Here is a 19,923-nt window from a genome sequence, read left to right as displayed (position 1 = left end):
TGCACGTATCCGGGTTCGCGCATGGGTATCGTCTTGAGGGTTGTGTGGAATGCATTTCATTGGCCGTGCAATGACACGTCTGTTCGTGTGGCTCGCCTGCACCGCGCCGGTCGCGATGGGCGTGCCTTTCGTTGCGCGAGCCGCCGAGCCACCTCATGCTATTGCACCGCTGGTGACGCAATCGCCTTACCGTTACAGCTTGCCGCAATTCCAGCACCGCGCCTATCTCTCTCGGGACGGCGCGCCGGCGAACGCGCAGGCGATGGTCCAGACACCCGACGGGTTTCTGTGGATAGGTACGCAGAACGGTCTGTTTCGATTTGACGGCGTGCGATTCGATCGCAGTCCCACCGACTTGCTGCCGAAGACCAATATCTCCCTTTTATTTTCCGAGCCCAATGGCGACCTGTGGATCGGTTACACCTTCGGCGGCGTCAGCGTATGGCATCAAGGCAAACTATCGAGCGTGCCGGATGCGGCACTTCCCGGCGGCAGCGTGCTCGGCCTTGTGCGAGCGAAAGATGGCGCCCTATGGATGGCCACGACTCGCGGCATCGCCCGGCAACGCGATGGGCATTGGGAAAAGGTTTCCCGCCCCAACGACGGCGACCCGACGCACGAGCCTCTATGGCTCGGTGACATCCATGGTCGCATCTATCTCTTCGAGTCCCAGGCTGCCTATCTCCTCGACGATAAAACTGGGCAATGGCAGCCCACGGATATAGCAAAGGCCAAACACGATCGGCTGGGTCTCCCGGCATCCATTTCCTGGAATGACACCTACAACCTGTACTGGGCAAGTTTGCGCGACCCCTCCGGGGCTTTGTGGGTGACCAGGGAGGATCGCGAAGGCATCACGCGCGTTCGTTGGAAAAACGACGAGGATGCCATCGCCGGCGAGGAGCATTTCGGCAAGGCCGAAGGCTTGAGCGGAGAGTATGGGCTGTTCTATTTCATGGACCGCGAGGCCAATGTCTGGGTGGCGACCGAACAAGGCATCGATCGCTTCAGCGTGAGCAAGTTCACGCCCGTCGTCTTTCCAGGAAGAATGTCCGACCTGACCATAGCGGCGGATCATGCTGGTGGGTTATGGGTGGGCAGCCTCAGAGAAAACGCACTCCATCTCGAAGGCGAGGCGCCTGCCGTACGTATTGAAGGCATGGGCCCGGGTTCCGATTGCTCCATGGTGGATCACAAAGGGGCCATCTGGATGGTCGGGTACGCCGATCTGGAAGTCTATGACGGTGTGCGTGTTACCCACATATCGCCTCCGCCCGGCACGCTGAAAAGCGACCATGGCCAGGAGGTGCTTCAAGCCTGCCAGAATCTAGCGGAGGACGCCGCGGGAAATATCTGGCTTTCGGCGGCGAAGGTCGGTGTCTTTCGCCGCGCTTATGGCGCTTGGCAACTCAATGGCGGCCTCAAGGGACTGCCTTCAGGGCCCTCGATTCGCATCATCGCCGATGAGAAGGGACGCATATGGCTCGGCTACCCCAACAACCGTATCGCGATGGTCGATCATGATCGAGTGACGCTCTATGGTCGCGACGATGGGTTGGCGATCGGCAATGTATTGAGCCTGTATATACGGGGCGCGCATGTCTGGGCAGCGGGAGATACCGGCATCGCCTATCTTGCTTCCAACAACCGGTTCGTTGCTTTCCATGCCGAGGGCGGCAATGCATTGCGCGGCATCTCCGGCATAGTTGAAACCAGCGGAGGCGATCTCTGGTTAAACAATACGGATGGTGCCTACCGCATTGCGGCCAACCAGATCGAAACTCTCCTACACAACCCGGGGTATCAACCCTCTTATGAGCTGTTTACCCAGGACGATGGTATCAATGGACAACCCAAGGCGGTCCGGCCCGGACCTTCCATGGTTCAAAGTACCGATGGGCGCATCTGGGTGGCGACAAAGCAGAACCTGTCCTGGATCGATCCGCCGCATATCCGATACAACACGATTGCTCCGGCGATCACGATCAGCGGCTTCACCGCCGGCGGTAAATCATGGCCGCTGTCTTCGATCCCGATACTTCCGCCATTGACCGCCAATCTGCGCATTGACTACACAGCACCGGCACTATCCATGCCTGAACGCGCGCGCTTTCGATATCGGCTTCAAGGCGTAGACAATGACTGGCAGGAAGCAGGAGGACGGCGCGAAGCCTTTTACACCAACCTTCTGCCAGGCACTTATCATTTCCAGGTGTTGGCTATCAACGAAGATGGCGTTGCCAGTGTTGCGCCAGCCAGCCTCACTTTCAAAGTGCAGCCGGCGTTTTATCAAACCGTCTGGTTCAAGTCACTCCTGGTCGGTATGGCCATGCTGTGCGCCTGGTGCCTATATGCCTTGCGGGTGTCATTCATCGCGCGCAGATACCGCTTACTTCTTCATGAGCGTTCGGCGGAGCGGGAGCGTATTGCCAGGGATCTCCATGACACCCTCCTTCAGGGCATGCAAGGCATACTCCTGCAAATCGAATCCTGGACGCGCGGCCCTACCCTGTCCGATGCGCAGCGAGATAGTGCGTCAAGGATAGAGGACAAGATGCGCAGCATGCTGATCGAGGGACGCGACACCATCAGTGCGCTTCGACAATCACAGGACCACCAGGTCAGCTTCATCGCCGAATTGCTTGTGGTCGGCAACGAAGCCGCCGCACAATCGGAGACGAGGTTTTCGCTCCGTCTGATTAATGACCCACGCGATCTGCTTCAAGACGCGTGCGAAGAAGTGCTGGCGATAACTCGTGAAGCCATCTTGAATGCTTTCAGACACGCTCAGGCGGAAGCGGTCTGGGTGACCGTCGATTACGAACAGCACGCCTTGACCATTACCATCTGCGATAACGGCATCGGGGTATCGGAACAGCGCATCGAGGAGCGGCAGAAGGATGGCCATTGGGGTATAGCTGGCATGCGGGAGCGGGCTGGCAAACTGTGCGCGCAGCTTATGGTGACCAGTGCTCCTGGTAAAGGGACCGTGATCGAGCTCGAGGTTCCCCGACGTCACGCCTATGCGTCGGCGCCGTTTTTTGTTCGTCTTAGTAGGACTCTAATAAGAAAGTGGAATAATTTCAGGGGGAATGGCGCAACCCGTTAGAACAAGTGTCAGACTGCGAAGCATCTTCAAGGGCCTTGAAGAATCCTCCCCTAGCCGTCGTCCCGGCGAACGCCGGGACCCAGGGTCTTACGCTTCGACCCGCTGAAGGCGCTGGGTCCCGGCGTTCGCCGGGACGACGATGGAAATTAAGGTTAGGTGCGAGCAGTCGCCCTGCCCGTTTCCTTCAGCAGCAGAGAAACCAAAAGCGCGCCAACCACGATCAATACCCAAAACAACGTCGAATGAAAGAAATGCAACCGAGGATCGATAGTCGAGTCGCCGACCGACTTGCCCAGCTTGCTGGCAAACACCGGCCCGATCAGCGCGGTCACGCCAAACGTGATGAAATTAATCGCACCGGTCGCGCTGCCCTTGACGTTATCTGGATTGGCTTCCTTGATGATCGTGTAAGGAATCATCGCCGCGCCTGACGCTATGCCGAAAGTGAGCAAGGTCAACCACGCAGGCAGGACGCCTGGCGCAAAGGTCAACTGCAGCGCGCAAACGAGCATCAGGCAGATGCCGATAATGAGAGCCTGCTTGCGTCGACCCAGGGCATCCGCGAGCCAGCCAAACAGCGGGCAACCCAAAACCCAGCCGAGCGGCACCATGGATATGGCAAACACCGCATCGTGATAGCTGAACACCCGGTCCACCTGAAAGAACCGAACGCCCCACACCATATCCCCGATCGTCGTCGGCGCGAACAGCAGCCCGGACACCAGGCCGCACAAGTAGGACTGAGGATTGCTGAACACCACTTTATATGGCGCAAGAAAGTTTCCGTGCGCCGCGGCGCTTCCGGCGACGACGGGCTCCCTGGGAGTCATTACGAACAACACACCGGCCACGAGAAGCACGACAATGCCCAGTCCCACCCAGAATGTCGCCACCTTTACGACGCCATGAACAAGCGGTCCAACGGCGATCTGTCCCATCGTCCCGCCCAGCATGCCGAAGCACTGCGTAAAGCCGATCGCTGTCGCCAGTTTCTTGGCCGAGAATCCATGTGAGGCCAGATAGACGGCGCCGGTAAAAGCGAAGGCGGACCCTGCCCCCTGCAGCAATCGCCCCGCGCCACCGATACTGGTGGTCGGAACAGCGAACAACATGCAGCCAAGCGCGAGCAACAGCATGCCCATCGGGACCACATACTTGGCACCCCAGCGGTCTAACAGCACGCCCGCGACGAGACTGGTCGTCGAATAGGTGTAGTAGTAGAGACCAAGGATGCCGCTCAAACCCAAAACGCTCACGCCAAAGGCTTGCGCAAGCTCCGGCATCATGACCGCCGGTGACGAGCGCGATGCGTATTCCAGAAAATAAAACACGGCCGCCAGGCCCCATGCGATGGCATAGACCTTCGCATGGGCCGATGAGGTTGTATTAGGGCTGTCAGCGCTCATCACCGTTCCCCGAATGACCATGAGCGCACTCTAGCGATTCGGCGAGTGCTTATCGTTACCCTAAAGAGTACATATCCGTCTCACGGCGGACCATTTTGTCCACGGGGAATCAGGCTTATACAAGCGCCTGGCTAGGCTCGCTTTTTCATGCCCAATCGACGCCCTGCGGGGGGTATCCACAGGGCACGAGGTTTCAAGCAGACGGGACCTCTGGGGAGGACGAGGTTGACCGAGGTCCCTCGGGAAAGCTGGCTCTTGATCGTCAGCCTCCCCCTCAGTTTTTCGGCCCGCTCGCGCATGCCGGCAATGCCCCAATGGCCTTCTTTCCGGCGGAACTCGATGTACTGTTCGCTGACGCCGATGCCATTGTCCTGGATCGAAATCTTCAGCCCGCGTTTTGCATATCTGACGAGTACCAAGATAGCCTTCGCCTGAGAGTGCTCGAACGCATTACGCAGGCCTTCGCGAACAATGGCCAACACCTCGACGCGCACTTTTAACGGGAGTCTCCAGGGTACGCCTCTGATTCTCAGCGTGAAGTCGACCTTCGAATCCGAGGCCGCCCGCTCTCCCATCTCCAGCACGGCCGCCATCCAATCCTTTTCGTCGTCATCAGGAAAACGCAGCGCACTGATCGCATTGCGGCCATCCACGACGATGTCACGCAGCTTTCGCTCGATCCGCATCGCGCGCTCGCGCTCCTGTTCCGGCAGCCTCGACGAAAGCACTTCAAGCTCGAGCAGGATGCCCTGGAGACCCTGCAGCAGCGTGTCGTGCAACTCCCTGGCTATGCGCTTGCGTTCGGCGCGCCGTTCGTCTTCCAGAAAACGGGCGCCTTTCTCCGTGCGTCTCAGTCGCAGCCTGTTCACGTTCCAAAGCGCAAGAACCAACGCGATTCCAGCACCGAGCGATCTCACCCAATTTGAGTAAGAGATGGACAACCCATGCCACACAAACACCACCTTATTAGCCGCCCCCGCTGCTTTGGGGCAACTTTTATCAGCATGTCTCCTTGATAAGAATTGGAAGAATCTCGACTTTTTTTGTAAAAAAACACAACGCGGTCGGACGCGACTCATCAGTTGTCGCGCACCGGCGAACTAGCTGTCTAGGCTGCTTTTCTAAACCGCCCTTACAGACTGTATTTGCGCAAGCTTGTCGCTACATACAGCTTGGTAAGCCACGCGGGGTCTTCGAGACTCCCGCCGGTGATCTCTTGAATACGCTCGAGCCTGTAGTTCAGCGTGTTGGGATGAATCCCCAGAATCAAGGCGGTGGGCTTGCGCTTCTGGCATTGCTCCAGATAGCACTCGAGAGTTCTCAACAGGTCCGGCTCGTGCGATAGACGTTCGATCAGCGATTCCATATAGCGCAGCACGTTATCCGAGCGCCTGGCGCCCTCGTTCAAGGCAATGTCCGAGTACCGGTAGACGCCTTCGCCGGCACCAATGCGTTCGCCCACCTCCAACGCCTTGGCAGCTTCGTCCACGGAGCCGGACCAGCCGGATGGCCCCTGCCCCATCATCCCGACGCCCACCTGCTTTAGCTCCGGAACGTTCTCGATCAGGCGCTCGGCCAGCTCCCCCATTCTCCGGTCACTGGCAAGCAGGGAATCGCCACGAATGCATGGAACCCAGACGATCAACCGCCCGCGATACGTCACCCTGACAAGATCGGCCACATTGACCTTTGCCATGCGCGCCACGGTGAGCAGTATCCTGTCCAGCTCCGCCTCCACGCGGGACGGCAAGGTATCGGGCACATTGGCATTGAATGCGAAGGCCACCCTGGCGATCGTCGGGTCGATGCCAATGGTCTCCGATACCCGGCTGAACTCGCTCACGTCTCCCGATGCGCTGAAGATCAAATTGCAAAGCTCGTAACGCAGGGCGTCCTTCCATCGAGACTGCTCGTACTGTTCTTCCATGTAGGCGGCTGCGATGGCCTGAGCCATTTCATCGAAGTGGTCGAGGAGATACGGCGACAGGTTGAAAAGAAGTTCGTTCTGGACATCCGGATGCTCTGCACCAAACTCCAGATAAATAGCCCACAGCTCTTTTGAGCCGACCCGGTAGGCCCTGAGCAACGACGCCAACTCAACGCCCTGATGGACGCGCCGCCGTCCCAGGTTTCGAAATACCTCCATGTCTTCGTCGGAGGGGTATTCGCCCGTCAACATGGTCTTGCACCAAAGTATTGCCGAAAAGCGGATCGACTCCAGGAAGTCGTTCCTGGCGCTCGGTGGCAGCTTGGCGTAGACCGGGTCGCTTTGGGTGATCGCCTTGTAAGAACGCTCGACGATGACCGTCGGATCGCGCTCATAGGCAGCCGTCATTTCGCGAAGTTTTCCCGTTACCCGTGGAATTTTCATGGTTACACCGACGCAGACATAAGTGGATAGAGTTCCAAATCCATGGCCGGATGAAAAGTATCCGCGACGGTGAAGATGGGTCACGTGGCTGCAGTCTAGTCCTTTGGGGAGGGTCGAAAAATCGGCCTTTTGGCGGGAATGACTCCGGCTGATTTCGAAAAACCTCCCACTCGTCATCCCGGCGCAGGCCGGGATGACGAATAGGTAGTGGTTCGTTCCAGGCTTTCCTTCGACCACTGCCTCAACGCTGCATCTGCATCAGATGATCCATCGGAAGCATGTTCCGATTGAGGTGTCCCATGATCCATATGGATCCGACGACGACAATCGCGATGATCAACATCGCCGCGGCGAACGCCGTGACATTGATCTTTTGAGCGGGTGCGGTGTTGATATGCAGGAAGAAGATCAGGTGAACCAGCATCTGCGCAATCGCCAGAACGGCCAGCGCCGCCACCACGCTGAAAGGAGCCATGCTCGTATTGGGTGCGATGACAAATGCGGCAACGGTCAGCGCGATGGCCGAAACGTAGCCGATGATGTAGCCACGGAGGCTGCCATGCGCCTCCCGGCCTTCCAGACCCGGCGTATTCGAATCCCCGCGCCGAGGGTCGTGCCGTTGCTGTGTTGTCATAGATAGCCTCCGACCAGATAGACGAACGTAAAGACACCGATCCAGACCACGTCCAGGACATGCCAGAAAAGGCTGAAACACAGGAAACGGCGCAGGATGGCCGGTGTGAATCCGCGCAGCAGGAATTGCACGAGCAGCACGCCGAGCCACAGGAGTCCGCATGTCACGTGCAATCCGTGCGTGCTCACCAGCGTAAAGAACGACGAGAGGAAAGCGCTGCGTCCGGGCCCATCGCCTTTGGCGATAAGATCGGCAAACTCATGGACTTCCAGGGTCAGAAAGACGAGACCCAACACACCTGTCACGAGGAATCCCATCAGCGCAACGAACTTGTTGCGCCGATCGCACGCCAACATGGCGATGCCGCAGGTAAAGCTGCTGGTGAGCAGGCAGGCCGTCTCGATAAAGGCATTGCGCGAGCTGAAAAGCATGTGCCCGTCAGGACCACCGTCCGTCGCCGTCCTGAGCACGGCAAACACGGCAAACAGTGCAGCAAACAGAATGCCGTCACTCAGAAGGTAGAGATAGAAACCAAAACCGGTGACATGCTGCCTGGACGGGAGCTGCACTCCCGACTCCTCCGACGGCATATCCAATGAAGCAACATCGCTAGACATAGGTCCGTCCTTTACAGATCAGGCAGTGTGGGGGTTGGCGCGTTCGAGTCGGCCGACTTCCGCCGCCGACAGCTCAAATTCGTCCTCTTCGCCCCAGGACGACCACACGATCAGCGCGAAGAACGCGACGAGTGCCAATACACCCATCCACCAGATGTGCCAGATCATGCCAAAACCACCCATGACGGCGAAGAAACTGACAAAGAAGCCAAACCCCGAATTCTTCGGCATTTCGATCGCCTCGAGCGGCTGGGTCGAAGCGGTCGCGACCTCCTGCTTCACTTCCCAGTACGCATCGAGACCAGCCACTTGAGGGACCCGCGCAAAGTTGTACGGCGGTGGCGGTGATGCCGTCGACCACTCCAAGGTACGTCCATCCCATGGGTCCGCACCCGCGCGCAAGCTCGCGCGTTTTTTGATGCTCCATACCAATTGGACGACCTGGAGAAGAATGCCGATAAAGATCAGGACAGCCCCTGCTTCTGCGACGAGGAGATAAGGCAGCCACGCGGGATTGTCGTAATGGTTCATGCGGCGGGTCATACCCATGAAGCCAAGGATGTAAAGCGGCATGAAGGCAAGATAGAAACCCACGAACCAGCACCAGAACGCGGCTTTACCAAGCCCCTCGTGGAGACGAAAGCCAAACGCTTTCGGAAACCAGTACGTCAGTCCCGCGAAGCACCCGAAGACGACGCCACCGATAATCACGTTATGGAAGTGCGCGATCAGGAACAGGCTGTTGTGCAGCACGAAGTCGGCCGGTGGCACGGCCATCAGGACACCGGTCATGCCGCCTATCGTGAACGTCACCATGAAGCCGATGGTCCACAGGACCGGCGAGGTGAAGCGCACGCGGCCACCGTACATGGTGAACAGCCAGTTGAAGATCTTCACGCCCGTCGGTATGGCGATCACCATGGTGGTGATACCGAAGAAGCCGTTGACGTCCGCGCCCGATCCCATCGTGAAGAAGTGATGCAGCCAGGTCGTGAACGCCAGGAGGGTGATGACCATGGTCGCCACGACCATGGACCGGTAGCCGAACAACGGTTTGCGGGAGAACGTGGAAATGACCTCCGAGAACACACCGAATGGCGGAAGAATCAGGATGTAGACCTCCGGATGCCCCCATGTCCATATGAGGTTGATATACATCATCGGGTTTCCACCACCGTCGTTGGTGAAAAAGTGCGTTCCCAGGTAGCGGTCCAGCAGCAGCATCGCGAACGTGGCCGTCAGGATCGGGAACGCCGCGACAATGAGCATGTTGGAGGCCAACGCCGTCCAGGTGAACACAGGCATCATCGACAGGCGCATGCCCGGCGCGCGCAGCTTCAGTATCGTCGTCGCCAGGTTGACGCCTGATAACAGCGTACCGACACCCGATATTTGCAGCGACCACAGGTAGTAATCGACCCCTACTCCAGGGCTGAAAGGCAGCTCGGAGAGCGGCGGATACGCCAGCCAGCCGGTACGGGCGAATTCACCGATGCCAAGCGACAGATTGATCAGCAGCGCACCGGCAGCGGTCAGCCAGAAGCTGACGGAGTTGAGCACCGGAAACGCCACGTCGCGCGCGCCGATCTGCAAAGGCACGACGAAATTCATCAGTCCCACCACGAACGGCATCGCCATGAAGAAAATCATGATCGTGCCGTGCGCGGAGAAGATCTGGTTGTAATGCTCCGGCGGCAGAAAACCATGCGCGTTGCTGCTGGCCAGCGCCTGCTGCGAACGCATCATGATGGCGTCGCTGAACCCGCGAAGCAGCATCACCATGGCCAGCAGCGTGTACATGATGCCGATGCGCTTGTGGTCGACCGTGGTGATCCACTCGGTCCACAACCAGTCCCATTTGCGCTTATAGGTGATCAGGCCAAGGATCGCCAGGATGCCAAAGATGAGTACGAGGCATGTGCCCATGATGATGGGCTGGTCGAAGGGGATGGCGCTTAGCGTAAGCTTTCCGAACATGTCATTGCTCCGATCGAGCCGATATAAGCGCAGGGCCTGGGGTGCTTACGGAGACGCCTGACGTCGATTCCGGCCGCTTCGTGGCATGGTCGATGGCGTGATCGAACAGAGCGTCGGATACCGGGAAGTAGTAAGCGACCGGGCCAACTTTGTGATCCGCCGCCAACTGGTCATACGTAGCCGCGTCCAGTCGCGAAGCTGCCGACTTGGCCCGCTGAACCCACGTCTCGAAACCTGCCGAGTCGGTCGCGAGCACCTGGAAATGCATGTCGGAAAAACCATCGCCGCTGAATTGAGCCGACAGCCCGCGATAGTTGCCCGGTTCGCTCGCCTGCAATTGCAACTGTGTCTGCATGCCCGGCATCGCATATATCTGACCACCCAGCGAGGGGACAAAGAACGAGTTCATCACGGTCGCCGAGGTGAGCTTGAAGGAGACCGGGGTGTCGACCGGAATCGCCAGCTCGTTGACACTGGCAATGCCCTGCTCCGGATAGATGAACAGCCATCGCCAATCCAAGGCCACCACCTGGACGACAAGCGGCTTTCGCTTCGATGCCAACGGCTGATAGGGATCGAGCTGGTGTGCGCCGACCCATGCCAGGCTTCCGAGAAAGAGGATGACGAGCAAGGGAATCATCCAGATGGAAAACTCGATCGCTCCGGAATACTCCCACCGCGGCCGATAGGTCGCCTTGGCGTTGGACGCGCGAAACCACCAGGCGAACCAGAGCGTAAGGACGATGATGGGCGTGATCACCATCAGCATCGGAATAAGCGCTTCCAGCAGAAGCTGCTTCTCTTGCGCCCCGACAGGTCCCTTGGGGTCGAGCACCCCCTCGGTACAGGCGCTCAAGGACATGCAACAGGCCATCGCCGTCGTCAAGCGAACCAAAGACGACAGCGTCGGGCTTCTAAGCATCATGATGGGTCTCCGCTATGCCGCACCGCGTCCGGCGCAGCTCCTTACGACAGCACGGAACAGCCACGTGGGCTGCATGGTGAACGCGACTTCACCCACTGCGTGACATGGGGACGGGACGACTGTAGGTCGCTGGAGCAAGACGGTCTTGGATAAAACTGTCCGCCAAGGAACAGATAAGACGTGTCGTCGCCATCGCGGCGCATCGAGAAGCAGCGCTTCCGACTCGAAAGTGTCGGCATAGGCGTCAGCGCCGTCAGTCCGGGCAACCCGCATGGGTTTCGTACATATCCGGTCAATCGCGTACAAGCCCGCAACGCGGCATTGGCGCTAACGTCTCCTGCATTCAAGTCGCTTGACGTCGCGCATAGACATCCATCGCAAGGGAGATCGTTACCATGGCCATGACCTCTGCCGACTACATTGCCCATGTCCTCGAACTGGCAGGCATCAAACACGTCTATGGCGTTGTTGGCGATTCGCTCAACGGTCTGACCGATGCTTTCCGGCGACTGGGCACCATCGAATGGATCCATACGCGCCATGAAGAAGGCGCGGCTTTTGCCGCTGGCGCCGAGGCGCATCTGACCGGTGAACTGGCGGTCTGCGCGGGTAGCTGCGGTCCCGGCAATCTTCACCTGATCAATGGCCTGTTCGATTGCCATCGCAGTGGCACGCCCGTGCTTGCCATCGCGGCGCATATCCCGAGCACCGAAATCGGCATCGACTACTTCCAGGCAACGCATCCGGAATCGCTATTTAAGGAATGCAGCCACTACGTGGAACTGGTGTCCAACTCCAGCCAGCTTCCGCAGATCCTGGGGCGCGCCATCCGCGCCGCCGTCGCGCGACGCGGTGTCGCGGTCGTGGTCATCCCTGGCGATATTGCACTGAAAGAGGCCGTGGCCAAGCCGCCGCGCTGGGTGGTGCCGACCAAGCCCATCGTTCATCCGTCCCTGAAAGACCTCAAGCGGCTGGCCAACCTGCTGAAAGATGCCACACGCGTCACCCTGTTCTGCGGCGCGGGCTGTGCCGGCGCACATGACGAGGTAGTCGAGCTGGCGCGGCGTCTCAAAGCGCCGATCGTCCATACTCTACGCGGCAAGGAATTTATCGAGTACGACAATCCGTACGATGTCGGCATGACGGGGCTGGTAGGTTTCTCCTCTGGCTACGCCGCGATGAAGGATTGCGATACGTTGCTGTTGCTGGGCACGGATTTCCCCTACCGTCAGTTCTTCCCCGAGCACGCCAAGATCGCGCAGATCGACATGCGCCCGGAAGCGCTCGGCAATCGTTGCCCGCTCGATCTCGGTCTGATCGGCGACGTGCGGGAGACGCTGCAGAGTCTGCTGCCTTCCATCCCCGAAAAAGTCGACTCCAGCCATCTGGATGCAGCGCTCGCTCACTATAAGAAAGCGCGCGAAGGCCTGGACAAGCTGGCCGAGCCCAAGGACGGCAGCAAGCTGATCCATCCGCAGTACGTGACCCAGTTGGTCAGCGAACTGGCCGCGGACGATGCGATTTTTACCTGCGATGTCGGCACGCCCATTCTGTGGACGGCGCGCTATCTCAAGGTCAACGGCAAGCGCCGTATCGTCGGCTCGTTCAATCACGGCTCCATGGCGAACGCGATGCTCCACGCCATGGGCGCGCAGGTCGCTTACCCGAAACGCCAGGTGGTCTCGATGTCCGGCGACGGCGGCTTTTCGATGATGATGGGCGACTTCCTCTCGCTGCGGCAACTGAACCTGCCGGTCAAGATCGTCCTGCTCAACAATGGCACCCTGGGTTTCGTTGAAATGGAGATGAAGGCGCACGGTTTTGTCGACGTCGGCTGTGACCTGATCAATCCCAACTTTGCCGACATGGCCAACGCCGTCGGCGTCAAGGGCATTCGTGTCGAGGACCCGAAGGACTTGCGCTCGGCGCTCATTGCGGCGTTCGAGCACGATGGTCCCGCGCTCGTGGACGTTGTCAGCGCACGCCAGGAACTGGCGATGCCGCCGACCACGACGTTCGACGAAGCCTACAAATTTGGGCTTTTCATGATCCGCGCGGTGCTCGATGGCCGGGCCAACCAACTGGTCGACCTGGCGAAAGTGAACCTTCTTCGCTAACGCGACGCATGGCGAACCGCCTGCTCCGGAGACGGGACTTGAGCAGGACGACGATATCTCAACGTGCCCACCTCGCGAGGGGTGGGCGAAGCCGTCCATGTCCCCCGCACACGTAAAGCTGACACCAGGAAATAACGCGCCATGAATTCATGTCGATGCTCAAAGCCCCGACTTCTACTTCTGCAAGCGACAGGTCGGTGGCGTGCGGCTGCGATGCTGACGTCGGCCACCGTATTGACGGCATGTAGCGCGTCCCCCTCCAGAAACATCCTGGGATCGTATTTTCCGACCTGGATGATTTGCGCCCTGCTTGGATTGCTCGGTGTCGTGCTCTTGCGCGTCGTACTCGGAAAGGCCGGCATCGATGCGGCGCTTCCCATGCCGGTAGTGGTCTACCTGTGCCTATGGATCACCATGACGCTGGCGATCTGGCTGCTATGGCTGGGATGAGGGAGACACCGTCCATGTCCGAAAAGACAACCCTAGGCCGCATCATCGCGTTCGTCGCCATCGCCAGTGCCGTAGTCATGCTGATCGCGACGATGATCGTGCTCGATCAGCGCCCCCGTACCCACGACGCCTATGTCTTTGCCTATAGCGCAGGCATCACGCCTGAGGTGAGCGGGCGCATCGTCGAGTCCAACATCCAGAACGATCAGTTCGTTCACAAAGGCGATGTGCTGCTTCGCATCGATCCCGAACCGTTTGAGATGAAGCTCCGCCAGGCCGATGCGCAGGTCGCCGCGCTGGAAGCCGACATCGACCTGACCGGCCGTCAGGTGACATCACAGGGTTCGGGTGCGCAGGCCGCCGCACTGCAGGCGGATCGTGCCCGCCAACAGCTCGCGCTGGCACACAACACGGTTCAGCGCATGGCGCCGCTCCTGGCAAGCGGCTTCGTGACGGCGCAGCAAATGGACGAGGCACGTACCAACGAGCGTACCGCCAATGCGCAATTGGCGGCCGCCGTTCAACAGGCTTCGCAAGCCAAGGAAGCCATTGGCGACGTGGAGAGCCTCAAGGCGCAGCTGCTCGGCGCGCAAGCCGCCCAGGCCTTGGCCGCGCGTAACGTTCGTGAGACGACTATCCGGGCACCGGTCGACGGGCGGATCACCGGCTTCAATCTGTCGATCGGCTCGTTCGCCGTCGAAGGTCATCCCCTGTTTACCCTGATCGATAACACGCACTGGTATGCCATCGCCAATTTCCGGGAAACGGATCTTCGCCATCTGCAGCCGGGCGATCGCGCCACCGTCTGGGTGATGGGCCATGATGAGCACCCATTGCAGGGCGTCGTCGAAAGTCTCGGATCGGGTGTTCAACCGCAGGGACAAGCCGGCCCGGGACTGCCCGCGGTCGATCGAAATCTCAACTGGGTTGTTGTGGCACAGCGTTTCCCTGTATGGGTGCGGCTGGATCGTTCCGATGCGAGTTTCCTGCGTATCGGCGCGACGGTGTCGGTCAAGGTGATGAAATGACTTCCGTCAGCGCAGGCGCTTCCTCGGAAGGGCTCTCGGCGCTGCTCCGTCGCGAGCTACAGCTCGATGCACCGAGAATGCGTTCCATCGCACGCATTGCCGCCGGAACGGCCATTGCCGTGACGCTAGCCATGGTATTTGAGATACCGCTGCCTCCGTATGTGGCGTACCTGATCTTTCTTCTCAGCATGGAAGACACCGCCACGACGCTGATGACCGCTGTCGCCGGCCTGGTGGCCGCGACGCTGGCGGTGGCCCTCTCGGTCCTGTTCTACGTATTCGATGCATCGGAGCCCGCACTTCGGATTCCTGTGCTCGCATTGAGCACGTTCCTGGGCACGTTCCTGTCGCGCACGAGCACGTTGGGACCGGTCGCGTTCCTCGCCGGGTTCGTTCTGATGCTCTCGCAAACACTCATCGACGATGTGCCTAGCGGTGAGGCGATCACCCATGTCGTGTTGTGGCTCTGGGTCGTTGTCGCCACGCCGGTATTGACGATCATCGTCCTCAATCTTCTTACCGGAGAAAGTCCGGTCGCCCTTTCCCGTCAGCGAGCGGCGGCGTTGCTGGAAGCGGTAGCCGGCTATATCGAACGACCGCTCTCCCAGAATCCGTCCGAGCTGCGTGCAAAGCTCGTGTCGCTCAACCAGCTGCGAGGAAAAGCGTACCTCTGGGATAAAAAACTCAAGGCATTTGCGGAAGAGGACCAACGGCTGTTCGGTCTCGTACTGGAAATACTCCAGATCGCCCGCGATTTGCCGCCTGGGCTACCGGCGACGTCCCGGCATGCGCTGGCATCGAGCGTTCGCCACAGCCGTTGGCTATTTCTCAAGCGCAGAGGCATCGAGACAGAACCCGCTCCGTCGTTTCAAGAAAGCACGGAGCGAGCATCCAATCCTGCTTGCGAAGCCCTCGAGCTAGCATTGCGCGACCTGCACGCACAAGCCAGCGGGCAGGTCGAGACCGGCACGCCCGGCAAGCCGGCCGCTCAACCTCGTCGGTTCTTTGTACCCGAGGCCTTCCACGATCCGGCACACGCACGCTACGCACTCAAGGTGACCCTTGCAGTGATGGCGTCCTACGCAACCTATACCTTGCTGGATTGGCCGGGAATCCGGACCGCGGTGACGACGTGCTTCTTTGTCTCACTGACCACCTTTGGCGAAAGCGTGCACAAGCTGACCCTGCGCATTTCCGGCGCGGTCCTGGGCGGCCTTCTCGGTGGTCTTTGCCTGGTGTTTGTCATGCCTTCACTGACGGATATCGGTCAGCTATGCCTGCTCGTCGCGGGTGTTTCGGCACTTTGCGCCTGGGTCTCCACCGGCAGTGAAAACATTTCCTACGCCGGCATGCAAATGGCGTTCGCGTTCTTTCTTGGGGTGTTGCAGGGCTATGCGCCGGCAAGCGATCTGACGGTACTGCGGGATCGAGTAGTTGGTATCGTTATCGGAAATATCTGGCTCAGCGTGTTTTTCACCAGCCTCTGGCCGGTAAGCGCGCTGCAGCAGGCGCGCAAGCTCTGGTCTTCGTCGCTGCAGCGATTGAGTGCGCTGCTTGTCGCTCCGACGGCACAAGCGGCAGCACAACTGCGGCTCGACGTTGCGACAAAGGCTCAACAGGCAGCCCTGCTGAAATCGCGTTCGGCATTCGAAGGACGATTGATTCAGGGCCGCAGGCCAGCCGATACCGCCGACAGCGAAGCGGCCGCCATCGAACGATTGGTCAGCTCGGCCTTTGTGGTCCAGCGTCTCCAGTCCGAACACCCCATGCCCAACGCCGACCTGCAAGCGTCGCAGCGCCTGCTTTCGCTTTCCAGAGGGTCCGCTCCCGAATCGATTCACCCCGATGCGTCGGCCCCGACCTCGCTCGCCGGCCTGGCGCGCGTGCGCTTAAACGAAGAGATCGACCATGCATCGCGCTTGCTATAAATCGTTACCTTCCATGATCTGCGGCGTTGCCCTTGCGCTATGGGGTTATCTCGCGCCGGCATGGGCGGGCGATGCGCCCGCGTCTTGGGCGGAAACGTCCGAGACCGCCACAACAGTAGGTGACACGCCCAAGGTCGAAGACCGAACCTATGCGCTGCCGGAGCTGTTGCAGCTAGCGTTGTCGATCAACCCGCAAACGCGAGAGGTCCAGGAACAGGCTTATCAAGCGAATCTGGCAACGCAACTGGCCAAGAGCCAATACTCGCCACAGATCAGCCTCAAGGCTCTGGGCGGCTTCCAGCACACGCCAGCGGCCATTCCGCCCACTGTCTCGTCCAAGGGTTATTTCGTTTCGTCGACGCGCGAGATCTTCCCTACCCTGGAAATGAAATGGCTCCTGTTCGATTTTGGCCGCCGCAAAGGTGAGGTCGAAGAGGCTCAGCACAACGCCGATGCCGCGCAGTCGGCGGTGCTGGGTGCGCAGGAAAAGCTCGTCTACGACGTTTCAGAAGCCTACTTCGAAACAACCGCCTCGCAAGGTCGCGTCCGCGCCGCACAAAAGGCACTCGATTCCGCACGACTGACTGAACAGGCCGTGCAGGCGCAACGCAGCCATGGGCGCGCTACCGTGGTACAGGTGGCGGAAGCGCAGCGTCAGACAGCGGCCATGCGCCTGGCACTGACCAAGGCATCCGGTGCTGCCGATACGGCGTTTGCCGGTCTGGTGGCCACCGTGGGCTTGCCACCGGAAAGCCGCTTCGAAGTCGCTACGCCATCGGACGTCGCGACGCCAGATTCCCTGCCGGCGCTCCATGCGCTTATCGATGAAGCGGTCGAATCGCGACCCAGTATCCTCGCCGCCAAGAACAAAGTGGCCGCATCGGACGCCAAGATCGATACGGCCAAGGCGGCCTACCGCCCCACGATCGGCCTGTCGGCGCAGGTATTTCAGAACATCGGCAAGATCAGCAGCGACGGCAGTCCTTACTCGTCGATCAACCGCACCGGCAATGCCGTATTCGTCTCGTTCGAATGGGCACTGTCCGATGGTGGCGCACGTGCAACCAAGGTGTCGCTGGCCATGTCGGAAAAGTCCGCAGCGGAAGATTCGCTGGCGGCCGCCAAGAATGTGGCCTCTCAGCAGGTCGTACAGGCCTACAGCAATCTCAAGACGAGCCTCGACAATCGCGAGCAGGCACTGGCCTATACCAAGGCCTCGGACGTCGCCTATCAAGCCACCCTGGCTTCTTATAAACGCGGACTCAGCAGCATCACCGATCTGACCAACAGCGAAGCGGTACTCGCAAAAGCGCAGGCCGACCAGGAAGACGCGGACGCCAATGTGCAGATTGCCAAGGCCGCGCTCGACCTCGCACTGGGCCATCGGCCCGGCTCGCTGTAATGCCCGCTATCCGTCTCTTTCCTTACCAACTCAACTGGTGGAGTGTGCCATGGGCAAGAAAGTTGCCGAAATCCTCGTAGAAGTTCTCGAGCAGGCGGGGGTGAAACGCTGTTACGGCATTGTCGGCGACACGCTGAATCTCATCGCCGAGCATCTCGACAAGAGCCCGATCGAGTGGGTGCATGTTCGTCATGAAGAAGCCGGGGCTTTCGCTGCCGGCGCCGAGGCGCTACTTACCGGCGAACTGACCGCCTGCGCGGGCAGCTGTGGCCCCGGAAGCTTGCATTTCATCAATGGCCTGTACGAAGCCAACCGCAATCGTTCGCCCATCGTCTTGATTGCCAGCCAGATCCTGATGAGCGACATGGGTTTTGAATTCATCCAGGAAGTGGATTTCAAGTCGGTATTCAAAGAGTGCTCGGTCTTCTGCGAAATGATCCTTACCCCGGATCAAGCCCGCAAGAAGGCGGTAATGGCTTGCCAGGCCGCCATCGCCAAGCGCGGCGTCGCTGTATTGATCGTTCCTGTCGATGTATCGCACGGCGAGGTTCACGAAGACTTTCCTTACCAGGTTCACCACGCGCGTCCCACCGTACGTCCCAACGACGATGAACTCGCAGACATCGCCAGGATCCTGAATGCCGGCAAAAATGTCACCATCTATGCCGGATCCGGATGTGAGGGTGCGCTGGACGAGATCATCGCTGTCGCCGAGCAACTCAAGGCGCCTATCGCACATACATCACGAGGAAAGTGTTTCCTCGAGCACGACAATCCGTACAACATCGGCATGACGGGTATTCTTGGAAACGAGTCTGGCTACAGGGCCATCCTGGACTGCGACACCCTCCTCCTGTTGGGAGCCGACTTCGCATGGCGTCAGTTCTATCCCGACAAGGCCAAGATCGTACAGATCGACCTGGACCCTACCCATCTTGGTCGACGCCATCATGTAACGCTGGGTGCCGTCGGCGATATCAAGCCCACGCTGAGCGCACTGCTCCCGCTTCTGCATCAAAAGACGGACGATACCTTCCAGAAGGCTCATGTCGAACGCTATCACAAGCTCATGGCGGCCTGGAAAAAGCACCTGGCACCTGGTCACAATGACACCATTCCCGGCTCGTACCTGACATCTCTCATCAGCAAGCATGCCGACGAAGATGCGCTCTTTGCCGGCGACGACGGCACACCCATTGTCTGGGCCGTTCGTTGCATCGAATCGAACGCCAAGCGCCGCATTTTTGGAAGCCTTCTTCATGGCACCATGGCGACGGCACTTCCAAATGCGCTCGGGCTAAAAAAGGCCGCACCCGATCGTCAAGTCATCGCGCTCTGTGGTGATGGCGGCTTGTCGATGCTGTTCGGCGAACTGCTGACGACCATACAAGAAGATATACCCGTCAAGATTGTCGTATACGACAACAGCAAACTGGGCTTTGTCGAAATAGAACAGAAGTCCGAAGGGATGCTCGATACGTTCACGCGCCTCAAAAATCCCGACTTTGGAAAGGTGGCGCAGGCCATTGGCCTATGGGGCAGAACCGTCAGCAAGTCCTCCGAGCTGGAGGCGGCCATCGACGAGTGGCTCGCCCAGCCAGGCCCTGCACTGCTCAATGTACTGGTCAATCCGCTCGAGCTGGTCAAGCCACCTTTCATCGAGCTGAAACCCGTCATAGGCATGGCTTTGTATTCCACTCGGGCCATTCTTCATGGGCGTGGAGCAGATGTCGTGGAGATGATTCGCGAGAACCTCCCCTAGGACTTGTCTTGGCTGAAGCCGCTCCTACAGAGATTCAGTGGTTGACTGATTTCCTGTGGGCGCGACCTCAGGGAGCTTCTCTAAAACACCCTCTCCTATCCGTCATCCCGGCGAAGGCCGGGATCCATTTCCTCAGTTCTGGCCTGTCAGAGAGCACTAGGCGAGTATTTGCGTTGAGGAGTGGATCCCGGCCTTCG

The 19,923-nt window shown here is 59.4% G+C and carries 14 protein-coding genes; 7 read left to right on the top strand and 7 right to left on the bottom strand.

Features of this window, described 5'->3' with window-relative positions:
• The first annotated feature begins 49 nt into the window (after positions 1 to 49).
• On the top strand, positions 50 to 3,109 hold the full coding sequence (locus ACZ6WW_RS06390; RefSeq protein WP_465273444.1) for a sensor histidine kinase: 3,060 nt from the start codon (positions 50 to 52) through the stop codon (positions 3,107 to 3,109).
• Between the two features lie 152 nt (positions 3,110 to 3,261).
• Here the strand turns inward: ACZ6WW_RS06390 and ACZ6WW_RS06385 are convergent, their stop codons facing one another.
• From ACZ6WW_RS06385 to cyoA, 7 genes are all read right to left on the bottom strand, one after another.
• A complete protein-coding gene (locus tag ACZ6WW_RS06385) occupies positions 3,262 to 4,515 on the bottom strand; it encodes an MFS transporter (RefSeq protein ID WP_465273443.1) in 1,254 nt (417 codons plus the stop codon).
• 131 nt (positions 4,516 to 4,646) lie between these two features.
• Positions 4,647 to 5,405 carry a sensor histidine kinase gene (locus tag ACZ6WW_RS06380; RefSeq protein ID WP_465273442.1) on the bottom strand — a complete coding sequence of 253 codons (759 nt, stop codon included), beginning with the start codon at positions 5,403 to 5,405 and terminating at the stop codon, positions 4,647 to 4,649.
• 242 nt (positions 5,406 to 5,647) lie between these two features.
• Positions 5,648 to 7,123 carry a PucR family transcriptional regulator gene (locus ACZ6WW_RS06375; RefSeq protein ID WP_465273441.1) on the bottom strand — a complete coding sequence of 492 codons (1,476 nt, stop codon included), beginning with the start codon at positions 7,121 to 7,123 and terminating at the stop codon, positions 5,648 to 5,650.
• 4 nt (positions 7,124 to 7,127) lie between these two features.
• Positions 7,128 to 7,520 (bottom strand): cytochrome o ubiquinol oxidase subunit IV, encoded by a 393-nt coding sequence (gene cyoD / locus ACZ6WW_RS06370; protein WP_465273440.1) that lies wholly within the window; start codon positions 7,518 to 7,520, stop codon positions 7,128 to 7,130.
• The gene (locus ACZ6WW_RS06365; protein WP_465273439.1) at positions 7,517 to 8,137 is read right to left on the bottom strand and encodes a cytochrome c oxidase subunit 3; all 621 of its coding nucleotides are present in this window, start codon (positions 8,135 to 8,137) and stop codon (positions 7,517 to 7,519) included. Before ACZ6WW_RS06365 ends, cyoD begins: the two co-directional genes overlap by 4 nt.
• Positions 8,138 to 8,155: 18 nt before the next feature.
• Entirely contained in the window at positions 8,156 to 10,114 is a 1,959-nt protein-coding gene (gene cyoB, locus ACZ6WW_RS06360) for a cytochrome o ubiquinol oxidase subunit I (RefSeq protein ID WP_465273438.1), read from the bottom strand.
• 1 nt (position 10,115) lies between these two features.
• Entirely contained in the window at positions 10,116 to 11,039 is a 924-nt protein-coding gene (gene cyoA, locus ACZ6WW_RS06355; protein WP_465273437.1) for a ubiquinol oxidase subunit II, read from the bottom strand.
• A gap of 395 nt (positions 11,040 to 11,434) precedes the next feature.
• Between cyoA and poxB the strand changes: the two genes are divergently transcribed.
• From poxB to ACZ6WW_RS06325, 6 genes are all read left to right on the top strand, one after another.
• On the top strand, positions 11,435 to 13,156 hold the full coding sequence (gene poxB, locus ACZ6WW_RS06350; protein WP_465273436.1) for a ubiquinone-dependent pyruvate dehydrogenase: 1,722 nt from the start codon (positions 11,435 to 11,437) through the stop codon (positions 13,154 to 13,156).
• Positions 13,157 to 13,369: 213 nt separating this feature from the next.
• Entirely contained in the window at positions 13,370 to 13,606 is a 237-nt protein-coding gene (locus ACZ6WW_RS06345) for a YtcA family lipoprotein (protein ID WP_465273435.1), read from the top strand.
• Between the two features lie 14 nt (positions 13,607 to 13,620).
• On the top strand, positions 13,621 to 14,634 hold the full coding sequence (locus ACZ6WW_RS06340) for a hypothetical protein (RefSeq protein WP_465273434.1): 1,014 nt from the start codon (positions 13,621 to 13,623) through the stop codon (positions 14,632 to 14,634).
• Positions 14,631 to 16,562, top strand: a complete 1,932-nt coding sequence (locus ACZ6WW_RS06335) for an FUSC family protein (protein ID WP_465273433.1) — start codon at positions 14,631 to 14,633, stop codon at positions 16,560 to 16,562. Before ACZ6WW_RS06340 ends, ACZ6WW_RS06335 begins: the two co-directional genes overlap by 4 nt.
• Positions 16,543 to 17,964: a TolC family protein gene (locus tag ACZ6WW_RS06330; RefSeq protein WP_465273432.1), complete on the top strand. Its 1,422-nt coding sequence runs from the start codon at positions 16,543 to 16,545 to the stop codon at positions 17,962 to 17,964. The genes ACZ6WW_RS06335 and ACZ6WW_RS06330 overlap by 20 nt, the downstream gene beginning before the upstream one ends.
• 49 nt (positions 17,965 to 18,013) lie before the next feature.
• Positions 18,014 to 19,726 (top strand): thiamine pyrophosphate-dependent enzyme, encoded by a 1,713-nt coding sequence (locus ACZ6WW_RS06325; RefSeq protein WP_465273431.1) that lies wholly within the window; start codon positions 18,014 to 18,016, stop codon positions 19,724 to 19,726.
• Positions 19,727 to 19,923 lie beyond the last annotated feature (197 nt).

This window comes from Dyella sp. NPDC103356 (assembly GCF_055584465.1).
Note: the sequence above shows the minus strand (reverse complement) of the source record. Positions and strands in the feature narration are given on the sequence as shown.